This is a genomic window from Variovorax sp. GW823-FHT04B03, from assembly GCF_058796495.1.
In genome coordinates, this window is sequence record NZ_JBXAIT010000002.1 from 907,721 (window position 1) to 926,798 (window position 19,078).

Sequence of the window (19,078 nt, forward strand, 5' to 3'; positions counted from 1 at the left end):
AACTACTGGGTCTGGACATGCAAACAACCAAAAGAGACTTCACCCGTTTTGCAGGCGCCCTGATGGTCGCCGCCACAGGTGCGCCGGCGCTCGTCGGCTCGGCATCGGTGTCGGCCCGCACAGCGCGTGCGTCCACATCGCCCGGCCTTCGACGCGGCAACTACCTGATCCGCAACGGCGCGGTCATCACGGTCGACCGCGCCAAAGGCGTGCTGCCGCGCGCCGACGTATGGGTCCGCAACGGGGTGATCGAGAAGATCGGGCGCGGCCTGAGCGCACCGGCTGGCACGGAGATCATCGATGCGACCGACATGATCGTCATGCCGGGCTTCGTCAACTCGCACTATCACATGTGGAGCGCCATCGGCCGCAGCTTCACCGCGCGCGACGGCGGCTTCTCGTACTACCCCGCCAAGAACGCGACCTCGACCCTGTACACGCCCGACGACTTCTACAACAGCGTGATGCTGGGCTGCGCCGAGCTGGCGAACGGCGGCACGACGACCGTGCACAACTGGTCGCACAACACGCGCTCGCCGGCCCATGCCGATGCCGAGCTGCGCGCGCACCACCACGCGCTGCTGCGCGCCCGCTACGCCTACGGCCACGTCGACAAGATGCCCGCCGACGAAATCAACCGCTATGACGATCTGGCACGCGTGCGGCGCGAGTGGTTCGGCGAGCGCTCGCCATTCGACGGGCTGGTGCACCTGGGGCTGAACCTGCGCGGCCCGCAGCAGAGCACCGACGCCGTGTTCCACGAAGAGATGAAGGCCGCCAAGGCCAGCGGATTGCCCATTGCGATCCACGCACCGCAGGAGGCCCCCAACAACGTCGATGCCGTCGACTACGAACGGCGCGGCTACCTGGGCCCGGATTTCATGCTCGCGCACTACGTGCCCGCCAGCACGGCCGACCTGGCGGCCATGGCACGCACGAAAACGCCGCTGTCCTTTGCCACGCACTCCGAGCTGCGGCTCAGCAGTACCGGCGATGCGCGCGCCGCGCTCTTCGCGATGCGCAACGCGGGCTTGACCATTTCGTTGTCGAGCGATGCGACCTCCATCGCGCCGCCCGACATGTTCGAGGCGATGCGCTTCACCTGGAACCTGGGCGTGCCGTGGGCCGGCACGCCCAGCGCGCAGTCGAAGGCGATCGGCGTGCCCGAGGCGATCGAGATGGCGACCCTCAACGGCGCCATCGCGATGGGGCTGGGCGACGTCACCGGCTCGATCACCGAAGGCAAGCGCGCCGACCTCATCCTGGTGCGCACGCAAGACCTGAACATGGGCCCGGTCGGCAATGTCGAGACCGCCATCGTGCAAAGCGGCAGTGCTGCCAACGTCGACACCGTGATGGTCGACGGGCGGATCGTGAAGCGCAACGGCAGGTTGCTGGCCTACGACACACGCAGCATCATGCGGCGCGCGCGGCAATCGGCGGACCGGATTCGCGCTGCGGCGAGCGAAGCCCTGAAGGCCTGAAGCTCTTGCGGCTATTCGCACGCGGCGTACACGCCGGCGGTCGAGCGGTTGGCGCGCCGACACCGGGAAAACCGAGTCACCGAGTCACGAACGGCTGCAGCAGACGGCGACGCGCCCGCCGCAGGAACTCAATGCCCGGCGCCGAGCCTCAGCACCTGCCCGGTCAGAAACTGCGCGCGCGGGCCGGCCACGTAGTCGAGCAGCGGCAGGCAGGCCTGTGGCACCAGGCCGTGCGTCAGCTCCAGCGCGTTGATGCGCAACCCGTGCGCGCCCCATTCGGCGGCCAGCGTGGCCACCAGCATCCGGGCCGCATCGGCGTCGCCGGCCAGTGGCCAATCGAGCCCCGGTTCGGGCACCGGCAGCAGCAGCGTGAGGCTGGCCAACGCGGCGTGGCCCGACCGAAAGCAGCGGGCCGCATCGAGCACGGCATCGAGCCGCGTGCCGGGCTGTGCCTCCAGCGCGCGCGCGTCGATGACCGCCGGACAGCCCGCGCGCTCGAGGTGGCCTGCATGCGCGCGCACCCACACGCCCAGTGCCGCATGCCAGGCCGGCTCGCGCAAGGACTCGAGATGCGGGCGCAAGGGCGCATCGAACGGAAGCGGCAGATGCGCGCCGGCCGGCAGCGGCTGGCTGCCTCCGCACACGGACGAGCCGCCGTCGAGCACCAGCAGTTGTCCGGTGAGCACGCGCGCGCCGGGACTGGCCAGGAAGCACAACGCGTGCGCCATGTCCTCGGGCTCGGCCATCCGGCCCATGGGAATCTTCGACACCGCCTGCGCCGGATTCAGCCGGCCGCCCTCGACCAGGCGCTGCACGAGTTCGGTGCGCACGAAGCCCGGTGCCAGCGTGGTCACCGTCCAGTCGGGCCGGGCTTGCGCCAACGCGCGGCTCTGCGCGATCAGTCCAGCCTTGCTGGGGCTGTAGAGACCGCGCCACGGAATGGCGCGCAGACCTGCGCCGGACGCCACGTTGACGATGCGCGCCCCGGGCCGCAGGTGCGGCGCACAGGCCTGCACCATGCGCGCCGGCGCGGCCAGGTTGAGCGCAAGAAGGCGAGCCGCCGAGCCGTCGTCATGGCCCGACGTGGCCTCTGCGCCACCGGCCGACAGGCCCGCGTTGTTGATCAATGCATCGAGCGGCGGAATCTCGTGCCCCAGGCGCTCGATCCGCGCCGCATCCGTCAGGTCGGCCACGAGGCTCATCGGTGGCGCGGCGTCGGCCGGCCAGGCGGCTTCGAGGCGCTGCAGCGCCTGCGCATCGGCGTCGACCAGAACGCAGCGCCATCCTGCGCGCGCCAGGGCCAACGCCGTGGCGCGGCCGATGCCTGCAGCGGCGCCGGTGAGCAGAACGGTGGGCATCAGGTGCCGCGCACGTCGCGCAACAGCGCGTACACGGCGTCGAGCGGCGCGGCCCTGCCGACCGGCTGGCGCACGCCGAACAGGGCGGCGTCGTCCTGCGTCAGCTCGGGCCGTGTGCGCTCCTCGATCCAGTCGTAGACCACGGTCCGCGCGGCCACGCGCCACTCGCCGCCACGACGTTCGAAACGGTCCACGTAACGCCCGCAAAGGAAAGTCTCGAGGTCCGGGCGTGTGGCCGTGGCCTGCAGCGCGAAGAAGCTGCTTTCCACCGCAGCCACCTCGCCATGCAGTTCGATCAGCACGTTGGTGATCTGGTGGACGCGGCGTCCGCCTTGCCGCAACCTGGGCAGCGCCTGCGCGATGAAGCCGGCGGCGCTGCCGTTCCACGCGCCGTGACAGTCCGTGGCGTCCTCCCAGTAGGCCGAACGCAAGGCGGCCTCGTCGCAGCGGTCGATGCCGCGGCAATAGCGCAGCAGACAATCGCGAATCGCCTCGCGGTCCAGCAGCGACTGCAAGGCCACCGGCATCGGCTTGGGTGTACTCATGCAGCAGTGGGCGCGGCGCGCCGAAACAGCTGCACCAGGTTGCCCTCGGGATCGCGCAGCGACAGCACGGCCCCGTGGTCGCCCATGTCGCGCAGGCCCAGGACCTGCCCGCCGGCGGCCACGATGCGTTCCTGCGCGCCCTCGAAGTCGTCCACCTCCAGCACCATCACCAGCCCGCCGGTCGCGGGTGCGGCCTCTTCAAGACAGGCCAGGGCCACGTTGGTGTTGCCCAGGCCGTATTGGATCCAGCGGTCGCCATCGCGGAACTTCATCGGCAGGCCGAGCGCGCCTTCGTAGAAGGCATTCAGGCTGGCGGGCTCCTTCGCCACGACGAACACGTTCTGCACGCGCTTGGGCGATGCGACGGCGCCGCTCACAGCGAGGTCTCCGAAGCGCCGCCGTCCAGGCGCAGCACATCCGCGTTGAAGAAGCGCGAGCCGTCACCAGCCAGGAAGCAGATCGCATCGGCGATGTCCTCCACCGTGCCCAGGCGGCCCAGCGGTGTGCGTGCGATCCGCCTGGCATCGAGCTCTGCGTTGCGATGCTTGGCCGTGCCCTCGGTGGGCACGGCACCGGGCGCGACCGCGTTCACGCGGATGTTGCGTGCGCCCAGGTCGGCCGCCGATGCGCGGGTGATGCCCAGCACGCCGGCCTTGATGCCGCTGTAGACCACCGAGCGCATGGGTGACTTGAAGGCCGCGATGGACGCCACGTTGATGATCGAGCCGCCACGCTGCGGGTCCATGACCTCCGCGGCGGCCTGGATGCCCCAGATCACCGACTTGAAGCCGATCTCCACCATGCGGTCCATGACCTCGGGCGTGATCTCGGCGAGCGGCTGGTAGCGCACCCAGGCGGCGTTGTTGACCATGATGTCCAGCCGCCCTGCATCGCGCGTGAACTGCGCGACGGCCTCGCGCATGCCTTCGCGCGTCGACACATCGCAGGGCAGCCCAATGGCCTGGCCGCCCAGCGCGCGGATCTCGGCCACGGCCTCTTCCACGAACTCGGGCTTCAGGTCGTTGATGCCGACCGTGGCGCCCAGGCGGGCCATGGCGCGTGCGGTGGCGCGACCGATGCCGTGGCCGGCGCCGCTGATGAAGGCCGCTCGGCCCGAAAGAGACATCGTCATGGGTGGGCTTTCGTGAGGGGTGGCTCGGGCACCAGCAGGGCGTCCAGCGCATGCGCGCCGCGCCCCTGGTCCAGCACCACCAAGGGGTTGATATCGATCTCGGACACGCTGTCGACATGGCGCACGGCGAATCGCGACAGCGCCGCGATGGCCTTCGCCGCCGCCGGCACATCGGCCTTGGGCCGGCCGCGCGCGCCGTCGAGCAGCGGAAAGGCCTTGAGCGACTGCAGCATGGCGGTGGCCTGCGCCTCGTCGACAGGCGCTGGCTGCAGTGCCACGTCTTTGAATATCTCGGCAAAGATGCCGCCCAGGCCGACCATCACCATCGGACCGAACATCGGGTCCTTCTTGGTGCCCAGAATCAGCTCGACGCCGCCCTGCACCATCTGCGCGACGAGCACGCCGGCGATGCGGGCCTCGGGCACCTTCTGCGCCACGCGCGCAAGCAGCTGGTCGTACTCCTCGAGCAGTTGCGCTTCGGACCGCACGCCGACGAACACGCCGCCGACCTCGGTCTTGTGCGCGATGTCGGGCGAGACGATCTTGAGCACCAGCGGAAAGCCCATCGCGCGCGCCGCGGCGAGCGCCTCGTCGCGGTTGGCGGCAATCGCCTCACGCGGCACGGGCAGGCCGGCTTCGGCCAGCACGACCTTGGCGCTCGCTTCGGTGGCGAAGGCCTGTGCGGCCAACGGCGCGCGCTCGATGGCCGGCACCGCCACCCGTGCAGCGTCGCGCGCTCCGAAGCGCAGCAGGGCCGCCAGGGTCGCGCAGGCCGCATCGATGCCTTCGACCACGGGGAAACCCATGGCATTGAGCGTGGCCCGCACCTCCTGCGGCGCGCGGGCGCACAGGAGGATCAGGCGCGAAGGATGGTCCTTGCGCACCTGTTCCAGCGCGGCAAGGAACACATCGCGCAGCCGGGGCACATGGAAGGCATTGGCCGACTGCAGGATCAGCGCATCGCAGCTGGCATCGCGCGCCACGGCATCGAGCATCTGGGCCAGAACCTCGGGCCGGCTCGACACCTGTGCGGTCATGTCCACCGGATTGGAGGGCGCGGCGAAGGGCACGACCGACAGGATGCGTTCCTGCGTCTGCGCGGCGAGCTTGGGCAGCGCCAGGCCTTGCGCGCTGGCCGCATCGGCCAGCAGCACGCCAAAGCCTCCGGAGGCCGTGAGCACGGCCACGCGGTGGCCGCCGGGCACATGCGCAGGACCGACGACTGACAGCGCATGGCCGACCTCGAGCAACTGCTCGATGCTGGGCACACGGATCGCGCCGCCGTTGCGCAGCACGGCATCGAACACGGCGTCGGAACACGCCAGCGCGCCGGTGTGCGAGGCCGCAGCCTCGCTGCCGGCCTCCGAGACGCCGACCTTCAACACCACCAGCGGCTTGCCCGCCTCGCGGGCCATGGCCATGGCCTGCGTCAGCTTGGCGCCGTCGCGGCAGGTTTCCATGCAGCAAAGGATCACGCGCGTGCCGGGGTCGGCCGCCAGCGAGGCGATGGCATCGGCGATGTCCACGTCGCATTCGTTGCCCGTGGTCAGCATGCGGCTGACGCCCAGGCCGCGCTCGCCAGCCAGGCGCAGGGTGAAGCTGCCCAGGTTGCCGCTCTGCGAGACGATGCCCACCGAACCGGCCACGGGAAAGGACGACTCCAGCGCCACCGAGAAGGTGGCGATGCTCTTGTCGGGCACGCCGATCGCGCCCAGGCAGTTGGGGCCGACCACGCGCAGGCCGGTGGCACGGGCGACGTCGCCGATCTGCGCCTGCAGGCGGCTTCCCTCCTCGCCCATCTCGGAAAATCCGGCCGACAGGATGACCACGGCTTTCACGCCGCGCCGGGCGCAGTCCTTCACCGCGTCGAGCACGCCCGCGGGCGGCACGGCGACCACGGCCAGCTCGGGCACTGCGGGAACGTCGTCCAGACTGGCATAGGCCGGCAGCGACTGCACGAGGCCCGCCTTGCGGTTGATTGGATAGATGCCGCCCGCGTAGCCGTACTTCTGCAGGAACTGCAAGGGCCGGCCGCCGATCTTGGTGACGTCGTCCGACGCCCCGAAGATGGCGATCGAGCGCGGATTGAACAGCGCGTCCATGCCGCGCCCCACTTCCACGACCGGCATCTCAGCGCCCCTTGTAGACGGGTTTGCGCTTCTCGAGGAAGGCCTTGCGGGCTTCCTGCGCGTCTTCCGTGCGGGCCAGCGCCATGGTGAAGTTCTGCTCGAAGCGGTAGCCGTCGCGCTGCGGCATCAGGTCCATCATGTTGGCGGCCTGCTTGGCATAGGCGATGGCCAGCGGCGCCTTGGAGGCGATCTCCTGCGCGATCTCCAGCGCCAGCGGCATCAGCTGTTCGGCGGGCACCACCTCGTCGATCACGCCGCGGCGGTACAGCTCGGCGGCAGGCACCTTCATGCCGGTGAAGAACATGCGGCGCGTGAACGACCGCCCGACCATGGTGCGCAGCATCGAGACACCGCCTGCGAGCCCGACGTTGATCTCGGGCATCGCGAAGGTGGCGTCCTCGCTCGCCAGGAAGATGTCGCACGCGGCCATGAGGCCGAAGCCCGCGCCCAGCGCGGGGCCGTTGATGGCCGCGATCACGGGCTTGGCGCATTCGCGGATGGCATTGCCCGTTTCGCGCGTCCAGCGGTTGTGGTCGAGAAAGTCGCCGGCCTTGTCGGCATTGGGGCGGTCCTTCAGGTCGGCGCCGGAGCAGAAGAACTTGCCGGTGCCCGTGAGAATCGCCACGCGCACGTCGGAGCGCTCGGAGACTTCATCAAAGATCTCGATCAGGCGGCGGCGCGTGGCGCGGTCCAGCGCGTTGACCGGCGGTTTATCGAGCCGGACGACGGCGATGTAGTCGGAAACTTCCAGATTGATGCTCATCGCACACTCCCGGTTTGGTTGGAAAAAGAAACGTGTGGTGCGCTCGCCTGCGGCGCCAGCGCCAACAGGTGGGCGACATGCAAGAGGCGGTCGCCATAGCGGAACTCGGAGGCGATGAGGCGCTGCGCCGTGCGCGTGGCCAGCACCTCCTCGCTCACGCCCATGCCCCCGTGCATCTGGATCGCCGCTTCCGCGCAGGCGCGCGCCGACTCGGCCAGCGACACCTTGGTCAGGCGCAGGGTGCGGCGCAGGTCGGGTGCGTTCTGTTCATGGGCGTGGAAGCAATGGATCACCAAGCCCTTGGCGCCCAGGTACTTCACGTACATGTCGGCCACGCGATGGCGCAGCACCTGGAAGCTCGACAACGCCACGCCGAACTGGCGCCGCTCCTTCAGGTGGGTGACCGTCTGGCGGATGAGGGTGGCCAGCGCGGCCACCGTGTCGGCGGCCGTGAGCAGCAAGGCGGCATCGGTCGCCTTGGCGCGCGCATCGCGTGCAGCGACACCGCGCGCGATGCACGCGCTCTCGGGCACGGCCAGTTGCGCCAGCGTGAAGTCCGCGCCCGCGCGGCCCTCCATCGTCCGGTAGCGGGCCTTCGGTGCGCCGATGCGTTCGGCATCGACCAGGAAGATGGCGTCCTCGCCATCGACTTGCGCAGGCACGAGGTAATGCGTGGCAGGCAGCGTCGCATCGACGCCCTGCACGGCGCCGCTCAGCTCATAGCCGATGTCGAGGTGCCTCGCCTTTACCGCATGGACGTCGGGCGTGGAAGACAAGGCGGTCAGGGGCGCCATCTGCACGCTGCCCTCGGCCACGGCCTCCAGCCAGCGATGGGCCGTTTCGGCGCCCGCGGCCTGCAGCAGCAGCGGCACCACGGCGCAGGTCTCGACCACCGGCAGTTGCAGGCCGTGTGTGGCGAGCCCCTCCACGATGGACGCGAGATCGCTCAGTCTGCCGCCGACACCGCCGGTCTCCTCGGGCACGAGGGTGGCCGTCCAGCCCAGTTCGCGCACGGGGTCACCGTCGATCGCGACGGCGATGTGGTCTTCGGCATAGCGGCTCGCCGCGTCCAGCAGCATGCCGGGAAAGAGCGACGGGAAAGAGGTGGACATGGCTCAGGCTCCCAGGAGTTCGTTGGCGACCACGTTGCGCTGCACCTCGGAGGTGCCGCCGGCGATGGTGCGGGCGCGCGTGAACATGTAGTTCTGGATCCAGGTGGCGTCGGGCACGTCGTCCCCCACCTCGGCGAGAAAGCGATGCGCGGCATCGGGACCGACCGCATCGAGGGCGATGGTCGTCAGGCGCTGCGCGACGTCGGCGCAGGTCATCTTGATGACCGAGGGCTGCACGCCCAGCGGGCGCTGGTGGATCAGGTCGTCGGTGGCCTGCGCCATCATCACGCGCGCGCCCTTCACGTCGGCCTCGCACAGGAGCAACTTGTGGTGCAAGCCGCTGAAGTCGCGCAGCCCCGCGGTGGCGCGGCTCGCCTCCTCGACCAATTGCGTGACCTGGCGGCGCATGAGTTCCAGCCGCGCCACGTTGGCCGGCGGAAGGCGTTCGCGTTCGAGCAGGAACTTGGCGCAGGTCCAGCCCTTGCCGACTTCGCCGACGAGGTTGTCGGCGCGCACGCGCACCTCGTCGAAGAACACCTCGTTCAGGTGATGCCAGCCGTCGATGGTCTGGATCGGGCGCACGGTGATGCCCGGGGTGTCCATGGGCACCAGCAGCAGCGAGATGCCTTCCTGCTTCTTCGCCTCCTTCGACGTGCGCACCAGCATGTAGATCATGCTGGCCTCGTGGGCATGCGAGGTCCAGATCTTCTGGCCGTTGACGACCCACTCGTCGCCGTCTCGCCGTGCGCTGGTGGACAGCGAGGCCAGGTCGGAGCCCGAGCCGGGCTCCGAGTAGCCCTGGCACCACCAGTCCGAGCCGTCGAGGATGCGCGGCAGGAACCGCGCCTTCTGCTCGGGCGTGCCGAAGTGGATGATCACCGGCCCGATGTGGCCCAGCCCGTGGTGGTACAGGGGCGGACAGTCGTTCTCGGCCATCACCTCCTCGAAGATGAGGCGCTGGCGGATGTCCCAGCCCGTGCCGCCGGCTTCGCGCGGCCAGCTCGGCGCACCCCAGCCCTGGGCGTTGAGGATCTTCTGCCAGGCCTGGTATTCGCGCTTCGTGATCTTCTGGCCGGCCGCGACGACGGCGCGGATCTCTGGCGGGCAGGCGCTGCGCACGAACGATTCGAGTTCGCGCCGGAAGCCGGCGTAGTCGATGGACATCTTGTCTCCTGTGGAATTTCGGAAAGGCTCAACCCTTGCGCAGCTGCGTGATCAGCTCGTCCAGGGCGGCGGTGGCGCCGGCGGCGTCGCGCCGGCGCAGGTTGTGCGCCACCTTGCGACGCAGCGGAAAAAGGTCGGGACGCGGGCGCACCGAGAGCACGTGCGTCATGCGCTCGCGCAGCACGCTGGTCATGGTCTGCGCCATCAGCGTGAGCGCTTCGTTGTGGCCGGCCGCGGCAATCGACGAGAAGAACGCGCTGGCGGAGGCAATGCGCTCTTTGAGCGGTGCGTCGTCGGGGTGCGCCTCGATGGCACCGGCGGCTTCATGCACGGCGTCCAGCTCGGCCTCGGTGGCGCGTTCGCTGGCCAGGCGCAGCAACGTGCCATAGAGCGTGCGATAGGCCTCGTCGATGTCGGCGTCTCCCAGCCGCCCTTCCACGACCAGCTTGCGCAGCGACTCGGCCAGCTTCATGTAGGCGCCCTTGTAGAACACCAGCGCCTGGTCGGTTGCCCCGGCGCTCAGGTGCCGGACCTCGCCGATGAAGATGGTGTGGTCGCCAGCTTCGTGGGCCGCATGCACGCGGCATTCGAAGCTCGCCAGGCAATCGTCGATCAGTGGCATGCCCAGCGCGCCGGCGCGCCACGGCACGCCCTCGAACTTGTCTTCGATCTTGCTCGATGCAAACCGGCCCGACAGCGCATCCTGCTGCTCGGAGAGGATGTTGATGACAAAGCCGTCCGCCGCCTGGAACGTGCCCAGCAATCGGCTCGCATTGCGCAGGCTGAACAGCACCAGCGGCGGGTCCAGCGAGACCGAACTGAAGGAGTTGCAGGTCAGGCCGGCCGGCTGGCCGTCCGGCGTGCAGGTGGTGATGACCGCCACGCCGGTCGGAAAGCACCCGAGCAGCTGACGGAACTGGGCAGGCTCGATGGCGCCGCGGGTGCTTTCTTCTTCAGCGACTTCGGACATGGCGTCTCCTGGCGCTCGGCCTCAAGCCGCAGCAAGTTCGCTCTGGGCCACGGGCCGGTGCGGCGGATCGTTGGCGATCTCCTGCTGCACCGTCGGAATGATGACCTTGCCCCAGACCTCGAGCTGGCGCAGCATCGTGGCGTGGTCGAAATCGCCCATCTGCGTCTGGAAGCAGTAGTGCACCGGCTTGAGCGTGCGGATCTCGTTGACCACGCGCTCGATCACCGTGTCGATGTCGCCCACGGGCAGCAGCGCGCGCATCTCGTCCAGCGTGGGCTCGCCCTCGACGATGCCTTCCTCGACCTGGTAGTCGTCGGCGATCTGCGCGGTGCGCCGCTTCAGGCTCACGGCGATGCGGCGCTGGTAGCGGGCGCATTCGAGGTAGCTCTCGACCTCGTCCTTGTTGTTGCTCGCATAGGCCGCGCGCAGCAGGCCGACCTGCACGCCGGCCGGGTCCTTGCCCTCCGCCACAGCCACTTTGTCGATGAGGGCCCGAGTGCTGGCCAGCTTCTCCAGGCCGCCATCGCCGCCAGAGACGAACACATGGTGATCGGACTTCACGGCGCGCGACAGGAAGGCCGGGTCGACGCTGGTGATCCACATCGGCGGCATGGGTCGCTGCACCGCGCGCTGGCTGATGGCGCTCATCGGCTGCTGGTAGTACGCGCCGTCGTAGCTGAACTTCGGCTCCTTCAGGCCCGCCTCGAGCATGTCGAGCATCTCGAAGGTGCGGCCCTTGGCGGATTCGAGCGACACGCCGAAGCGCTCGAACTCGAACTGCTGGTAGCCCGAGCCGATGCCCAGGTTCAGGCGGCCGTTCGACAACTGGTCGACCATCGCCACATCGGCGATCAGGCGGGCCGGCGTGTACAGCGGAGCGACGACAATGCCGGTTCCCAGCCGGATGTTGCGGGTGACCGCAGCGCAGTGCGCGATCATGGTCAACGGCGACGAGCACATGCCGTAGTTGCTGAAGTGGTGCTCGGCGTACCACGCGGCCCCGAAACCCAGTTCGTCCGCCAGACGCGTCTGCTCGATGGCGTCGCGCAGGATCTGGTGGGAGGTCTTATGCTTGTTCCGCTGCTGCATCAAAATGAAGATTCCGAAATCCATCGCTGTTGCTCCTGGTTGGCTGGTGTTGATCGAAGTCCATCGTAGGAACTCAATGCCTGCGTGGATCACCAGCGAACGCACAGCTTCTTTGCGTCTTTCGAAATGAAGGCCCTCGACTCGCTGCGCATCTTTGTGGCCACCCAGCGCAAAGGCAGCCTCTCGGCCGCGGCCCGCAGCCTCAGCCTCTCGCCCGCGACCATCTCTAGGCGCATCAGCGCACTGGAAGAAGAACTGGGCGTGCAACTGGTGGATCGCACCAGCCGCAACCTCAAGGTGACGGAAGCAGGCCAGGCCTTCCTGGAGCGGGCCGAGGCGATGCTGGAACTCATGAGCGAGGCCGAGCAGGCCGTGCACAACGCGCGCCAGCGGCCGGAGGGCCGCCTGCGTGTGCATTCGCGCACGCACATCGGCCTGCGGGTGCTCGCGCCGCTGCTGCCGCGCTTCGCGGAGCTCTATCCGGACATCCGTGTCGAGCTCGAACTCTCCGAGCATCCGATCAACCTGGTGGAACACGACTTCGACGTCGACATCCGCACCGGAGAGTCCAACGATTCGGGCTTCGTCATCAAGCGGCTGCAGTCCAGCGACGAGGTGCTGGTGGCCAGCCCTGCCTTCGTGAAGACCTACTCGCGCATCCGGCATCCCAGCGACCTGCCGCAGGTGCGCTGCCTCACCTACCGGCGCGAGCGCGAGGTCATCACCTGGAAGTACATCGACCCGGCAGGTGAACAGCAGGAACTGGCCATCCAGGGCGTGCTCAGCGCCAACAACGGCGAGCTGCTGCGGCTGGCCGCCATCGGCGGCATGGGCGTGGCGCTGCTCTCGGAGGCCACCGTGCGCGACGACCTGCGCGACGGCACGCTGGTGCGGCTGCTGCCCGAATACCGCTTTGCCGTGCGGGCGTTCTCCAACGGCGTCTTCGCCGTCTTCCGGCAAAGCCGCGTGCTGCCGCTGAAGGTGCGGGCCTTCGTGGACTACGTGGCGGATGCGCTCAGAAGCGAGCCCCGCTAGACGTCAGCGAAATGATGGGGCAGACGCCCCGTGGCCGGCAGCCCCTCGATCCGGAACAGCCCGCCATCCTGTGCCTTGTCGCCCTCCAGCCGTGCGCTGCGTGAAATGGTGGTCAGGTACATGTGCTCCAGGCGGGGCCCGCCGAAGCAGATGCTCGTGGGGTAGCTCGCCGGTAACTCGACAAGGCGCTCCAGCGTGCCGTCCGGGGCATAGCGCGCCAGCTTGGCGGCGCGGGTCAGCACTGTCCAGAGGAACCCTTGTGCATCGACCGTCGCCCCGTCGGGCCCGGAGTCGAAGGCGTGCGTCTTTGCAAACAGGCGCTTGTTGCGCAAGGGGCCATCCGGGTCGTAGTCATAAACCCAAATGGTTCGCTCCAGGCTGTCGGCCAGGTACAGCACGCGGCCGTCGGGGCTGAAGCAAGGCCCGTTGGCAAAACCGATGTCGTCGGCCAGGTGCTCCACGCCAAGGTCGGGGCGCAGCCGGTAGAGCCCGCCCTTCACCGCCTCGCCGGCCTGGCGATCGACGTGCATGGTGCCCGCCAGGAAGTTGCCCGCCGGATCGCACTTGCCATCGTTGAAGCGGACGTTCGGATGGTCCACGGGAATGCGGGCCAGGTGCTCCAGTGTCCGCGTGGCGAAGTCATAGCGCGCAAAGGTGTGGCGCAGCGCCACCACGACAGCCTGACTGCAGCATGGCGCGATCGAACCCACGGGCGCGGGCAACGGGTGCGGCTCGGGCAGCCCGGCCTCGGGGTTCAACCGCCACAGCGTGCCGGCCAGCGCGTCGATCCAGTTCAGCGCCTGTGCATCGGCATCCCAGCAGGGGCTCTCGCCCAGTTGATCTTTGGTCGTCCCGACCCGGGTGATCTTCACGGTCATCGGGCAAGTGTGCGGGCGCGCTGGCGCCCCTGTCGGCGCATCCCGCAAAGCTGCTTTTCATTCCTTGCAGATCACCGCTGGGAGCTGCGCCCTAGACTGAATCCAGCGTTCGATTCGAACCAGAACAGGAGACAAGAATGAGCTATCGAAAACTCGTCATGGGGTTGGCGCTGGGTGCCTGCGCGCTCGCCCCGGCCCTCGCCCTTGCCCAACAGGTGACCCGCCTCGTCGTGCCCTTTGCGGCCGGCGGTGGCACCGACCAGTACTGCCGCATCCTGGCCCAGGAACTCGGCAAGCAGGGGCTGAACGTCATCATCGAGAACAAGCCCGGCGCCAGCGGCATCCTTGCCGCCGACTACGTGGCCCGTGCCAAACCGGATGGGCAGACCGTGCTCGTGTCGTCGCTGGGCACGCTCGCGAACAACAGCGTGCTCTACGAGAAGCTGCCCTACGACCCCGTGAAGGACTTCGCACCGGTCACGCAGATCGCCTACCAGCCCGCCATCGTCGTGGGTCGCACCGACCTGCCCTACAAGAACATCAAGGAAATGGTGGCCTACGCCAAGCAGAACCCCGGCAAGATCAACCGCGGTTCGCCCGGCGCGGCCATCCTGACCAACCTGGCACCCATCGCTTTCGAAAAGGAACAAGGCATCAGCACCTTGCACATTCCCTTCAACGGCGACGCCCCCGCGCTGCAGGCCCTGCTGGGCAACCAGATCGACATCCACGGCACGTCCATCACGGGATCGCTGCCCTATGTGAAGTCGGGCAAGTTGCGCGTGCTCGGCGTGATGGATTCGCGGCGCCTGCCGCAGGTGCCCGACGCCCCCACGTTCAAGGAACAGGGCTTCGACATGGAAGCCACGCTGTGGTACTCGCTCTCGGTTCCCACCGGCACGCCCAAGCCGGCGATCGACCGGTTGAACAAGGCCGTGAACCAGGTGATCGCCGACCCCGACTTCGTGGCCCGCGCCCGCGCCATCGGCATGGAGCCCCGCGGCGGCACGCCCGAAGAGCTGGCCAGGTTCATCAAGGTCGAGGCGGACCGCTGGCTTCCGATCCTGCGCAGTTTGAATCTGCCGAAGCAATCGCACTGATCCTCAGAGCCCCATGCACAACGCCCCGGAACTCAAGCCTTAAAGGGCTTCGGGTTCCGGGGCGTTGCTGCGATGGCGTCGGCACCCGAGGGCGCCAACCCAAAATCAGATCGAGATGTCCTTCTCCGACGCCACCTTGTTCCAGCGCTCGAACTCGCTGGCCATTCGCCGCTTCATGACTTCCGGCGGCTGGTAGGCGCTGAGCGCGCCGATGTTCTCGAGCCCGCGCTTCGTGTCCGCTTCGGCCAGGATGCGGCGCAGTTCCGAGTCGAGCCGGGTCACCACGCCGGCCGGCGTGCCGTTCGGCACGATCAGGCCGCTCCAGCTGCTCACGTTGAAGCCTGCGAAACCCTGCTGCGCGATGGACGGCACCTCGGGCAGGAAGGCCCGGGCATCGGCGGAGCCGAGCGCCAGCGCCTTGAGCCGCCCGCTGCGGATGTGCGGCATGGCCGCGACCAGGTCGACGAACATGGCGCCGATCTGCCCACCCAGCAGATCGGTGATGGCCGGCGCACTGCCCTTGTAGCCCACGTGCTGCATCGGAAAGCCGCCCATGTCCTTGAGCTGCTCCATCGCCAGGTGGCCGATGCTGCCCGACCCCGCGGTGGAGTAGTTGACCGGCTGCGCCTTGGCGGCCGCGATGAAGCCCTTGAGATCGTTCACGCCCGGCAGCACCAGCGGGTTGATCATCAAGACCAGCGGCAAGTCGTAGACCGACGCCACGCAGGTGAAATCCTTGCGCACGTCGTACTGGTTGTTCCTGTAGACGATCGGTGCCACCAGCGCGGGCATGCCGAACATCGACACCGTGTAGCCGTCGGGCACCGACTTGATCAGCGACGTGGTGCCGATGGACCCCGAGGCGCCGGGACGGTTGTCCACGATGACGGGCTGGCCGAGCGCGCCGGCCAGCTTCTGCGCGACCAGGCGCGCGGTCGCATCGGTCGGGCCGCCGGCCGGAAAGGCCACGACCATGCGAACGGTTTTTTCGGGCCAGCGACTCGCCGCGTTGGCGCCGCCGGAGAGCGACGCCAGCCAGGGCGCTGCGCCGGCCGCGAGGCACGACTTCAGCAGGAGCCGGCGCGGGGCGGCGGGTTCGGTTTCGCGCATGCGGTTTTCGTTCATTTGATGACGCTTCTTTGGCTCAGGGATTCAAGTTGGCCGTCGCCCATGTCGAGCAGCTCACGCAGCACTTCGGCCGTGTGCTCCCCCAGGTGCGGCGGGTGGTGGCGCACGCCCGCGCGTGCGCCGTCGATGATGTAGGGCGGCGCGTGCACGGCCTGCGGCCCTGCCTGCGTGTCTTCGAAGCGATGCCAGACCTGCGTCTGCGCCGTGCGGTCGGACTGCAGCGCGTCGTAGAGACCGAGCACCTCCCCGCAGGGAATGCCCGCCGTGTTCATGCGTGCGATGAGATCGGCGCGCGAGAACTGCCCGATCTTCGCGAGCAGCAGCGGCAGCAACTCGTGCCGGTGCTTCGAGCGTTCGGTGTTGGTGGCGAACTTCGGATCGACCGGCAGCTCGGGGCAAAAAATCACTTCGTCGCAGAACTTCCTGAACTGGCCGTTGTTGCCGACGGCGATCACCACCGGACCGTCCGCTGCCTCGAACACGCCGTAGGGCACGATCGACGGGTGCGAGTTGCCGAACTTGGCGGGGTCGCCCTTGTTGAGCCAGGCGGTGAGCCCGTAGTACGAGGTGATCATCATCCCGCTGTCGTACAGCGACATCTGGATGTGGCGGCCCTCGCCGGTGCGCGTGCGTTCGTAGAGCACGGCTAGGATGGCCTGTGCCGAGTACATGCCGGTGAACATGTCGACCGCGGCAATGCCGAACTTCAGCGGGCCCTGGCCTTCTTCGCCGTTCATGGCCATCAAGCCCGTCTCGCCCTGGATCACGAGGTCGTAGCCCGGTCGCGCCTTTTCCTCGCTGAGCACCGAGTAGCCCGAGATCGAGCAGTAGATGAGCTTCGGGTTGACCCTGCGCAGGTCGTCGTAGCCCAGGCCCATCTTCTGCGCGCCGCCGTACTTGAAGTTCTGGATGACCACGTCGCACTGCGCGGCGAGCTGGCGCACGATGTCCTGGCCCTCCTTGTCCTGCAGGTCCACGCAGATGGAGCGTTTGTTGCGGTTGCAGCTGTTGAAGTAGGACGTGTTGTGGCTGCCGATGCGCACGCCCCAGTCGCGCGTGTCGTCGCCGCGCTCGGGATGTTCGACCTTGATCACGTCGGCGCCCAGGTCGGCCAGCGCCATGCCGCACAGGGGGCCGGCCATGACGCGGGACAGGTCCAGCACGCGCACGCCGGCAAGGGGTTGCATGAAAGTTGGGTTCATTCGATGGTTCTCGGGTCTTGTCTTCGATGCGGCCGGCGCGGGCGATCGCCGTCGGCCGCCTGCCCCGCGCGGCGCAGGCACGCGGCATCCGTCAGTTGGCGGTGTAACCACCGTCGACCGGCAGGATGGTTCCGGTGACGTAGCGCGCCTGCTCCGACGCCAGGAACACCACGGGCCCCGCGATGTCCTGCGGATCGCCCACGCGGCGCAGGAACGTGCGGCGCACCATCCGCTCGTGACGCTCGGCGTCGTCCGCGATGTGGGCGGTCATCGGCGTCATGACCAGGCCCGGCGCGACGGCATTCACGCGCACGCCATACGGTCCGAAGTCGCGCGCCAGGAATTTCGTGAGCTGACCGACCGCCCCTTTCGATGCGCCATAGGCCATGTGGGCCGAGGTCGCCACGAGCGAGGTGATGGACGCCACATTGACGACGGCACCCCGCGTCTTGCGCAGGCCGTCGGTGCATGCCACGGTGAGGTTGAGCACGCCCTTGACGTTCACCGCCATCACGTGGTCGATGTCATCCGAGAGCGACTGCGCCTCGAACGCCGCGCTGCGGCCGCCGACGCCCGCGTTGTTCACGAGCACGCCCACGGGGCCCCAGGCTTGCTGCAGGTCGGCGACCACGGCCTCGCATTGCGCGGCGTCGCGCACGTCCAGCGCGTACGGGCGCACGCGGTCCGCCGCAAGGCCCGTGCGCGCGGCGGCCTCGCGCGTTTTCTCGGCGTCGATGTCGGTCAACGCGACGCGACAGCCGGCCTCCAGCAGGCGGGTCGCAATGGCGAAGCCGATGCCTTGGCTCGCCCCGCTGACCAGGGCCACCGTGTCATCGAACAACGGACGCATTCAATGCCCCTGCTTGGGCAGATCCAGGCGCTGGAGCAATGGAACCCAGCGCTCGGTCTCGGCCTTCACATAGGCGGCCAGCGCCTGCGGCGTTCCGCCGCGCGGCTCCATGCCGATCGCCTGGGAACGCGCGATGAAGTCCGGATCGAGCAGCACCTGGTTGACGGCGCGATTGAGCTTGTCGATGGTGTCCGTGGGCGTGGCGGCTGGCGCGGACAGCGCGTACCACAGCAGTGCCTCGATGTCGTAGCCCTGCTCCTTGAACGTGGGCGCATCGGGCACCTGAGGCAGGCGCTTGGCGTCCATGACGCCCAGCACGCGCATCTTGCCCGCCTTGACGTGCTGCAGCGGGCCGGTGATGGAGGTCCCCTGGATGTCGATCTGGCTGCCCAGCAGCGCCTGCAAGCCGGGCGAATCGCCATTGAACGGAATGTGCGTCGTGCGAATGCCGGCCATGCCCTCGAAGGCCAGCGGCGCCAGGTTGGTCAGGATGGAGGCGCCCGGCGAACCGCGGTTGATCTTGTCCGGATGGGCCTTGGCATAGGCCACCATTTCCTTGATGTTCTTGTAAGGCAGGTCCGAACGCCCCACGATGATGGTCGGCTGGTAGGCGATCTGCGTGACGGGCGCGAAGCTCTTCACCGGGTCGTAAGGCAGCTTGTCGTACATCACCGTGTTGCTGGCCAGGATGCTCAGCGAGCTCATGAGCACCGTGGTGCCATCCGGCTTGGAACGCGCGACGTTGTCGGCGGCCACGATGCCGCTGGCGCCTGGCTTGTTGTCGACGATGGTCTGGGTGCCGCGCCTGGTGAGTTCAGCGGCCAGCAGCCGCGCGTACTGGTCGGTGCCGCCGCCGGCCGCAAAGGGCACGACGATGCGAAGGGGTTGCTGGGCCTGCGCCGTGCCGACGGCGAGGACGAGGCCGAGCAGAAAGCCGCCGAGGCGCTTCCGGGATTGCATGGCGATGTCTCCTGAATGGGGTGCCGAGATGGCTTTCCTCAGTTTAGGAGCGCGGGCTCGGCGGCATGCATCAAGGGATGAAAAGGTGCTTTGTAGTTTCGGGAGGAACGTCCGAGAGGTGTCCACCTACAGTGAACCGCCCTCGGAAGCTGGATGTCAGCTGGCCACCGGCGCTGCAC

At 68.3% G+C, this 19,078-nt stretch carries 18 protein-coding genes; 3 read left to right on the forward strand and 15 right to left on the reverse strand.

Annotated elements, in window-relative coordinates; translation table 11 throughout:
- Positions 1-17 precede the first annotated feature (17 nt).
- A complete protein-coding gene (locus AC1RAD_RS12875) occupies positions 18-1,484 on the forward strand; it encodes an amidohydrolase family protein (protein WP_492735158.1) in 1,467 nt (488 codons plus the stop codon).
- 128 nt (positions 1,485-1,612) lie between these two features.
- Here AC1RAD_RS12875 and AC1RAD_RS12880 read toward each other — a convergent pair whose 3' ends face one another.
- Genes AC1RAD_RS12880 through AC1RAD_RS12925 form a run of 10 tightly spaced genes read right to left on the reverse strand, consistent with a single transcriptional unit; the run spans position 1,613 to position 11,770 of the window.
- Entirely contained in the window at positions 1,613-2,842 is a 1,230-nt protein-coding gene (locus tag AC1RAD_RS12880; RefSeq protein ID WP_492735160.1) for an SDR family NAD(P)-dependent oxidoreductase, read from the reverse strand.
- Positions 2,842-3,387: a nuclear transport factor 2 family protein gene (locus AC1RAD_RS12885; RefSeq protein ID WP_492735162.1), complete on the reverse strand. Its 546-nt coding sequence runs from the start codon at positions 3,385-3,387 to the stop codon at positions 2,842-2,844. The genes AC1RAD_RS12880 and AC1RAD_RS12885 overlap by 1 nt, the downstream gene beginning before the upstream one ends.
- The gene (locus tag AC1RAD_RS12890; RefSeq protein ID WP_492735164.1) at positions 3,384-3,764 is read right to left on the reverse strand and encodes a VOC family protein; all 381 of its coding nucleotides are present in this window, start codon (positions 3,762-3,764) and stop codon (positions 3,384-3,386) included. The genes AC1RAD_RS12885 and AC1RAD_RS12890 overlap by 4 nt, the downstream gene beginning before the upstream one ends.
- Positions 3,761-4,519, reverse strand: coding sequence for an SDR family NAD(P)-dependent oxidoreductase (locus AC1RAD_RS12895; protein WP_492735166.1), 759 nt, complete (start codon positions 4,517-4,519; stop codon positions 3,761-3,763). The genes AC1RAD_RS12890 and AC1RAD_RS12895 overlap by 4 nt, the downstream gene beginning before the upstream one ends.
- On the reverse strand, positions 4,516-6,648 hold the full coding sequence (locus tag AC1RAD_RS12900; protein ID WP_492735168.1) for an acetate--CoA ligase family protein: 2,133 nt from the start codon (positions 6,646-6,648) through the stop codon (positions 4,516-4,518). Before AC1RAD_RS12900 ends, AC1RAD_RS12895 begins: the two co-directional genes overlap by 4 nt.
- Before the next feature lies 1 nt (position 6,649).
- The gene (locus tag AC1RAD_RS12905; RefSeq protein WP_492735170.1) at positions 6,650-7,411 is read right to left on the reverse strand and encodes an enoyl-CoA hydratase/isomerase family protein; all 762 of its coding nucleotides are present in this window, start codon (positions 7,409-7,411) and stop codon (positions 6,650-6,652) included.
- The gene (locus AC1RAD_RS12910; RefSeq protein WP_492735172.1) at positions 7,408-8,523 is read right to left on the reverse strand and encodes an acyl-CoA dehydrogenase family protein; all 1,116 of its coding nucleotides are present in this window, start codon (positions 8,521-8,523) and stop codon (positions 7,408-7,410) included. Before AC1RAD_RS12910 ends, AC1RAD_RS12905 begins: the two co-directional genes overlap by 4 nt.
- A gap of 3 nt (positions 8,524-8,526) precedes the next feature.
- On the reverse strand, positions 8,527-9,687 hold the full coding sequence (locus tag AC1RAD_RS12915; protein WP_492735173.1) for an acyl-CoA dehydrogenase family protein: 1,161 nt from the start codon (positions 9,685-9,687) through the stop codon (positions 8,527-8,529).
- 28 nt (positions 9,688-9,715) lie between these two features.
- Positions 9,716-10,657 (reverse strand): flavin reductase, encoded by a 942-nt coding sequence (locus AC1RAD_RS12920; RefSeq protein ID WP_492735175.1) that lies wholly within the window; start codon positions 10,655-10,657, stop codon positions 9,716-9,718.
- 21 nt (positions 10,658-10,678) lie between these two features.
- Positions 10,679-11,770: an LLM class flavin-dependent oxidoreductase gene (locus AC1RAD_RS12925; RefSeq protein ID WP_492735177.1), complete on the reverse strand. Its 1,092-nt coding sequence runs from the start codon at positions 11,768-11,770 to the stop codon at positions 10,679-10,681.
- 102 nt (positions 11,771-11,872) lie between these two features.
- Here AC1RAD_RS12925 and AC1RAD_RS12930 point away from each other — a divergent pair, with 102 nt between their 5' ends.
- On the forward strand, positions 11,873-12,781 hold the full coding sequence (locus AC1RAD_RS12930; RefSeq protein WP_487848452.1) for a LysR family transcriptional regulator: 909 nt from the start codon (positions 11,873-11,875) through the stop codon (positions 12,779-12,781).
- Here the strand turns inward: AC1RAD_RS12930 and AC1RAD_RS12935 are convergent.
- On the reverse strand, positions 12,778-13,659 hold the full coding sequence (locus tag AC1RAD_RS12935; RefSeq protein ID WP_492735180.1) for an SMP-30/gluconolactonase/LRE family protein: 882 nt from the start codon (positions 13,657-13,659) through the stop codon (positions 12,778-12,780). The genes AC1RAD_RS12930 and AC1RAD_RS12935 overlap by 4 nt on opposite strands.
- 137 nt (positions 13,660-13,796) lie before the next feature.
- Between AC1RAD_RS12935 and AC1RAD_RS12940 the strand changes: the two genes are divergently transcribed.
- Positions 13,797-14,759: a Bug family tripartite tricarboxylate transporter substrate binding protein gene (locus AC1RAD_RS12940; RefSeq protein ID WP_095745994.1), complete on the forward strand. Its 963-nt coding sequence runs from the start codon at positions 13,797-13,799 to the stop codon at positions 14,757-14,759.
- Between the two features lie 105 nt (positions 14,760-14,864).
- Here AC1RAD_RS12940 and AC1RAD_RS12945 read toward each other — a convergent pair whose 3' ends face one another.
- The 4 genes from AC1RAD_RS12945 to AC1RAD_RS12960 form a co-directional block, all read right to left on the reverse strand.
- Positions 14,865-15,884 carry a Bug family tripartite tricarboxylate transporter substrate binding protein gene (locus tag AC1RAD_RS12945; RefSeq protein WP_492735183.1) on the reverse strand — a complete coding sequence of 340 codons (1,020 nt, stop codon included), beginning with the start codon at positions 15,882-15,884 and terminating at the stop codon, positions 14,865-14,867.
- Positions 15,881-17,074, reverse strand: coding sequence for a CaiB/BaiF CoA transferase family protein (locus AC1RAD_RS12950; RefSeq protein WP_492735185.1), 1,194 nt, complete (start codon positions 17,072-17,074; stop codon positions 15,881-15,883). The genes AC1RAD_RS12945 and AC1RAD_RS12950 overlap by 4 nt, the downstream gene beginning before the upstream one ends.
- Positions 17,075-17,180: 106 nt before the next feature.
- Positions 17,181-17,939, reverse strand: coding sequence for an SDR family NAD(P)-dependent oxidoreductase (locus AC1RAD_RS12955; protein WP_492735187.1), 759 nt, complete (start codon positions 17,937-17,939; stop codon positions 17,181-17,183).
- Positions 17,940-18,899, reverse strand: a complete 960-nt coding sequence (locus AC1RAD_RS12960) for a Bug family tripartite tricarboxylate transporter substrate binding protein (RefSeq protein WP_492735189.1) — start codon at positions 18,897-18,899, stop codon at positions 17,940-17,942.
- Positions 18,900-19,078: the final 179 nt, after the last annotated feature.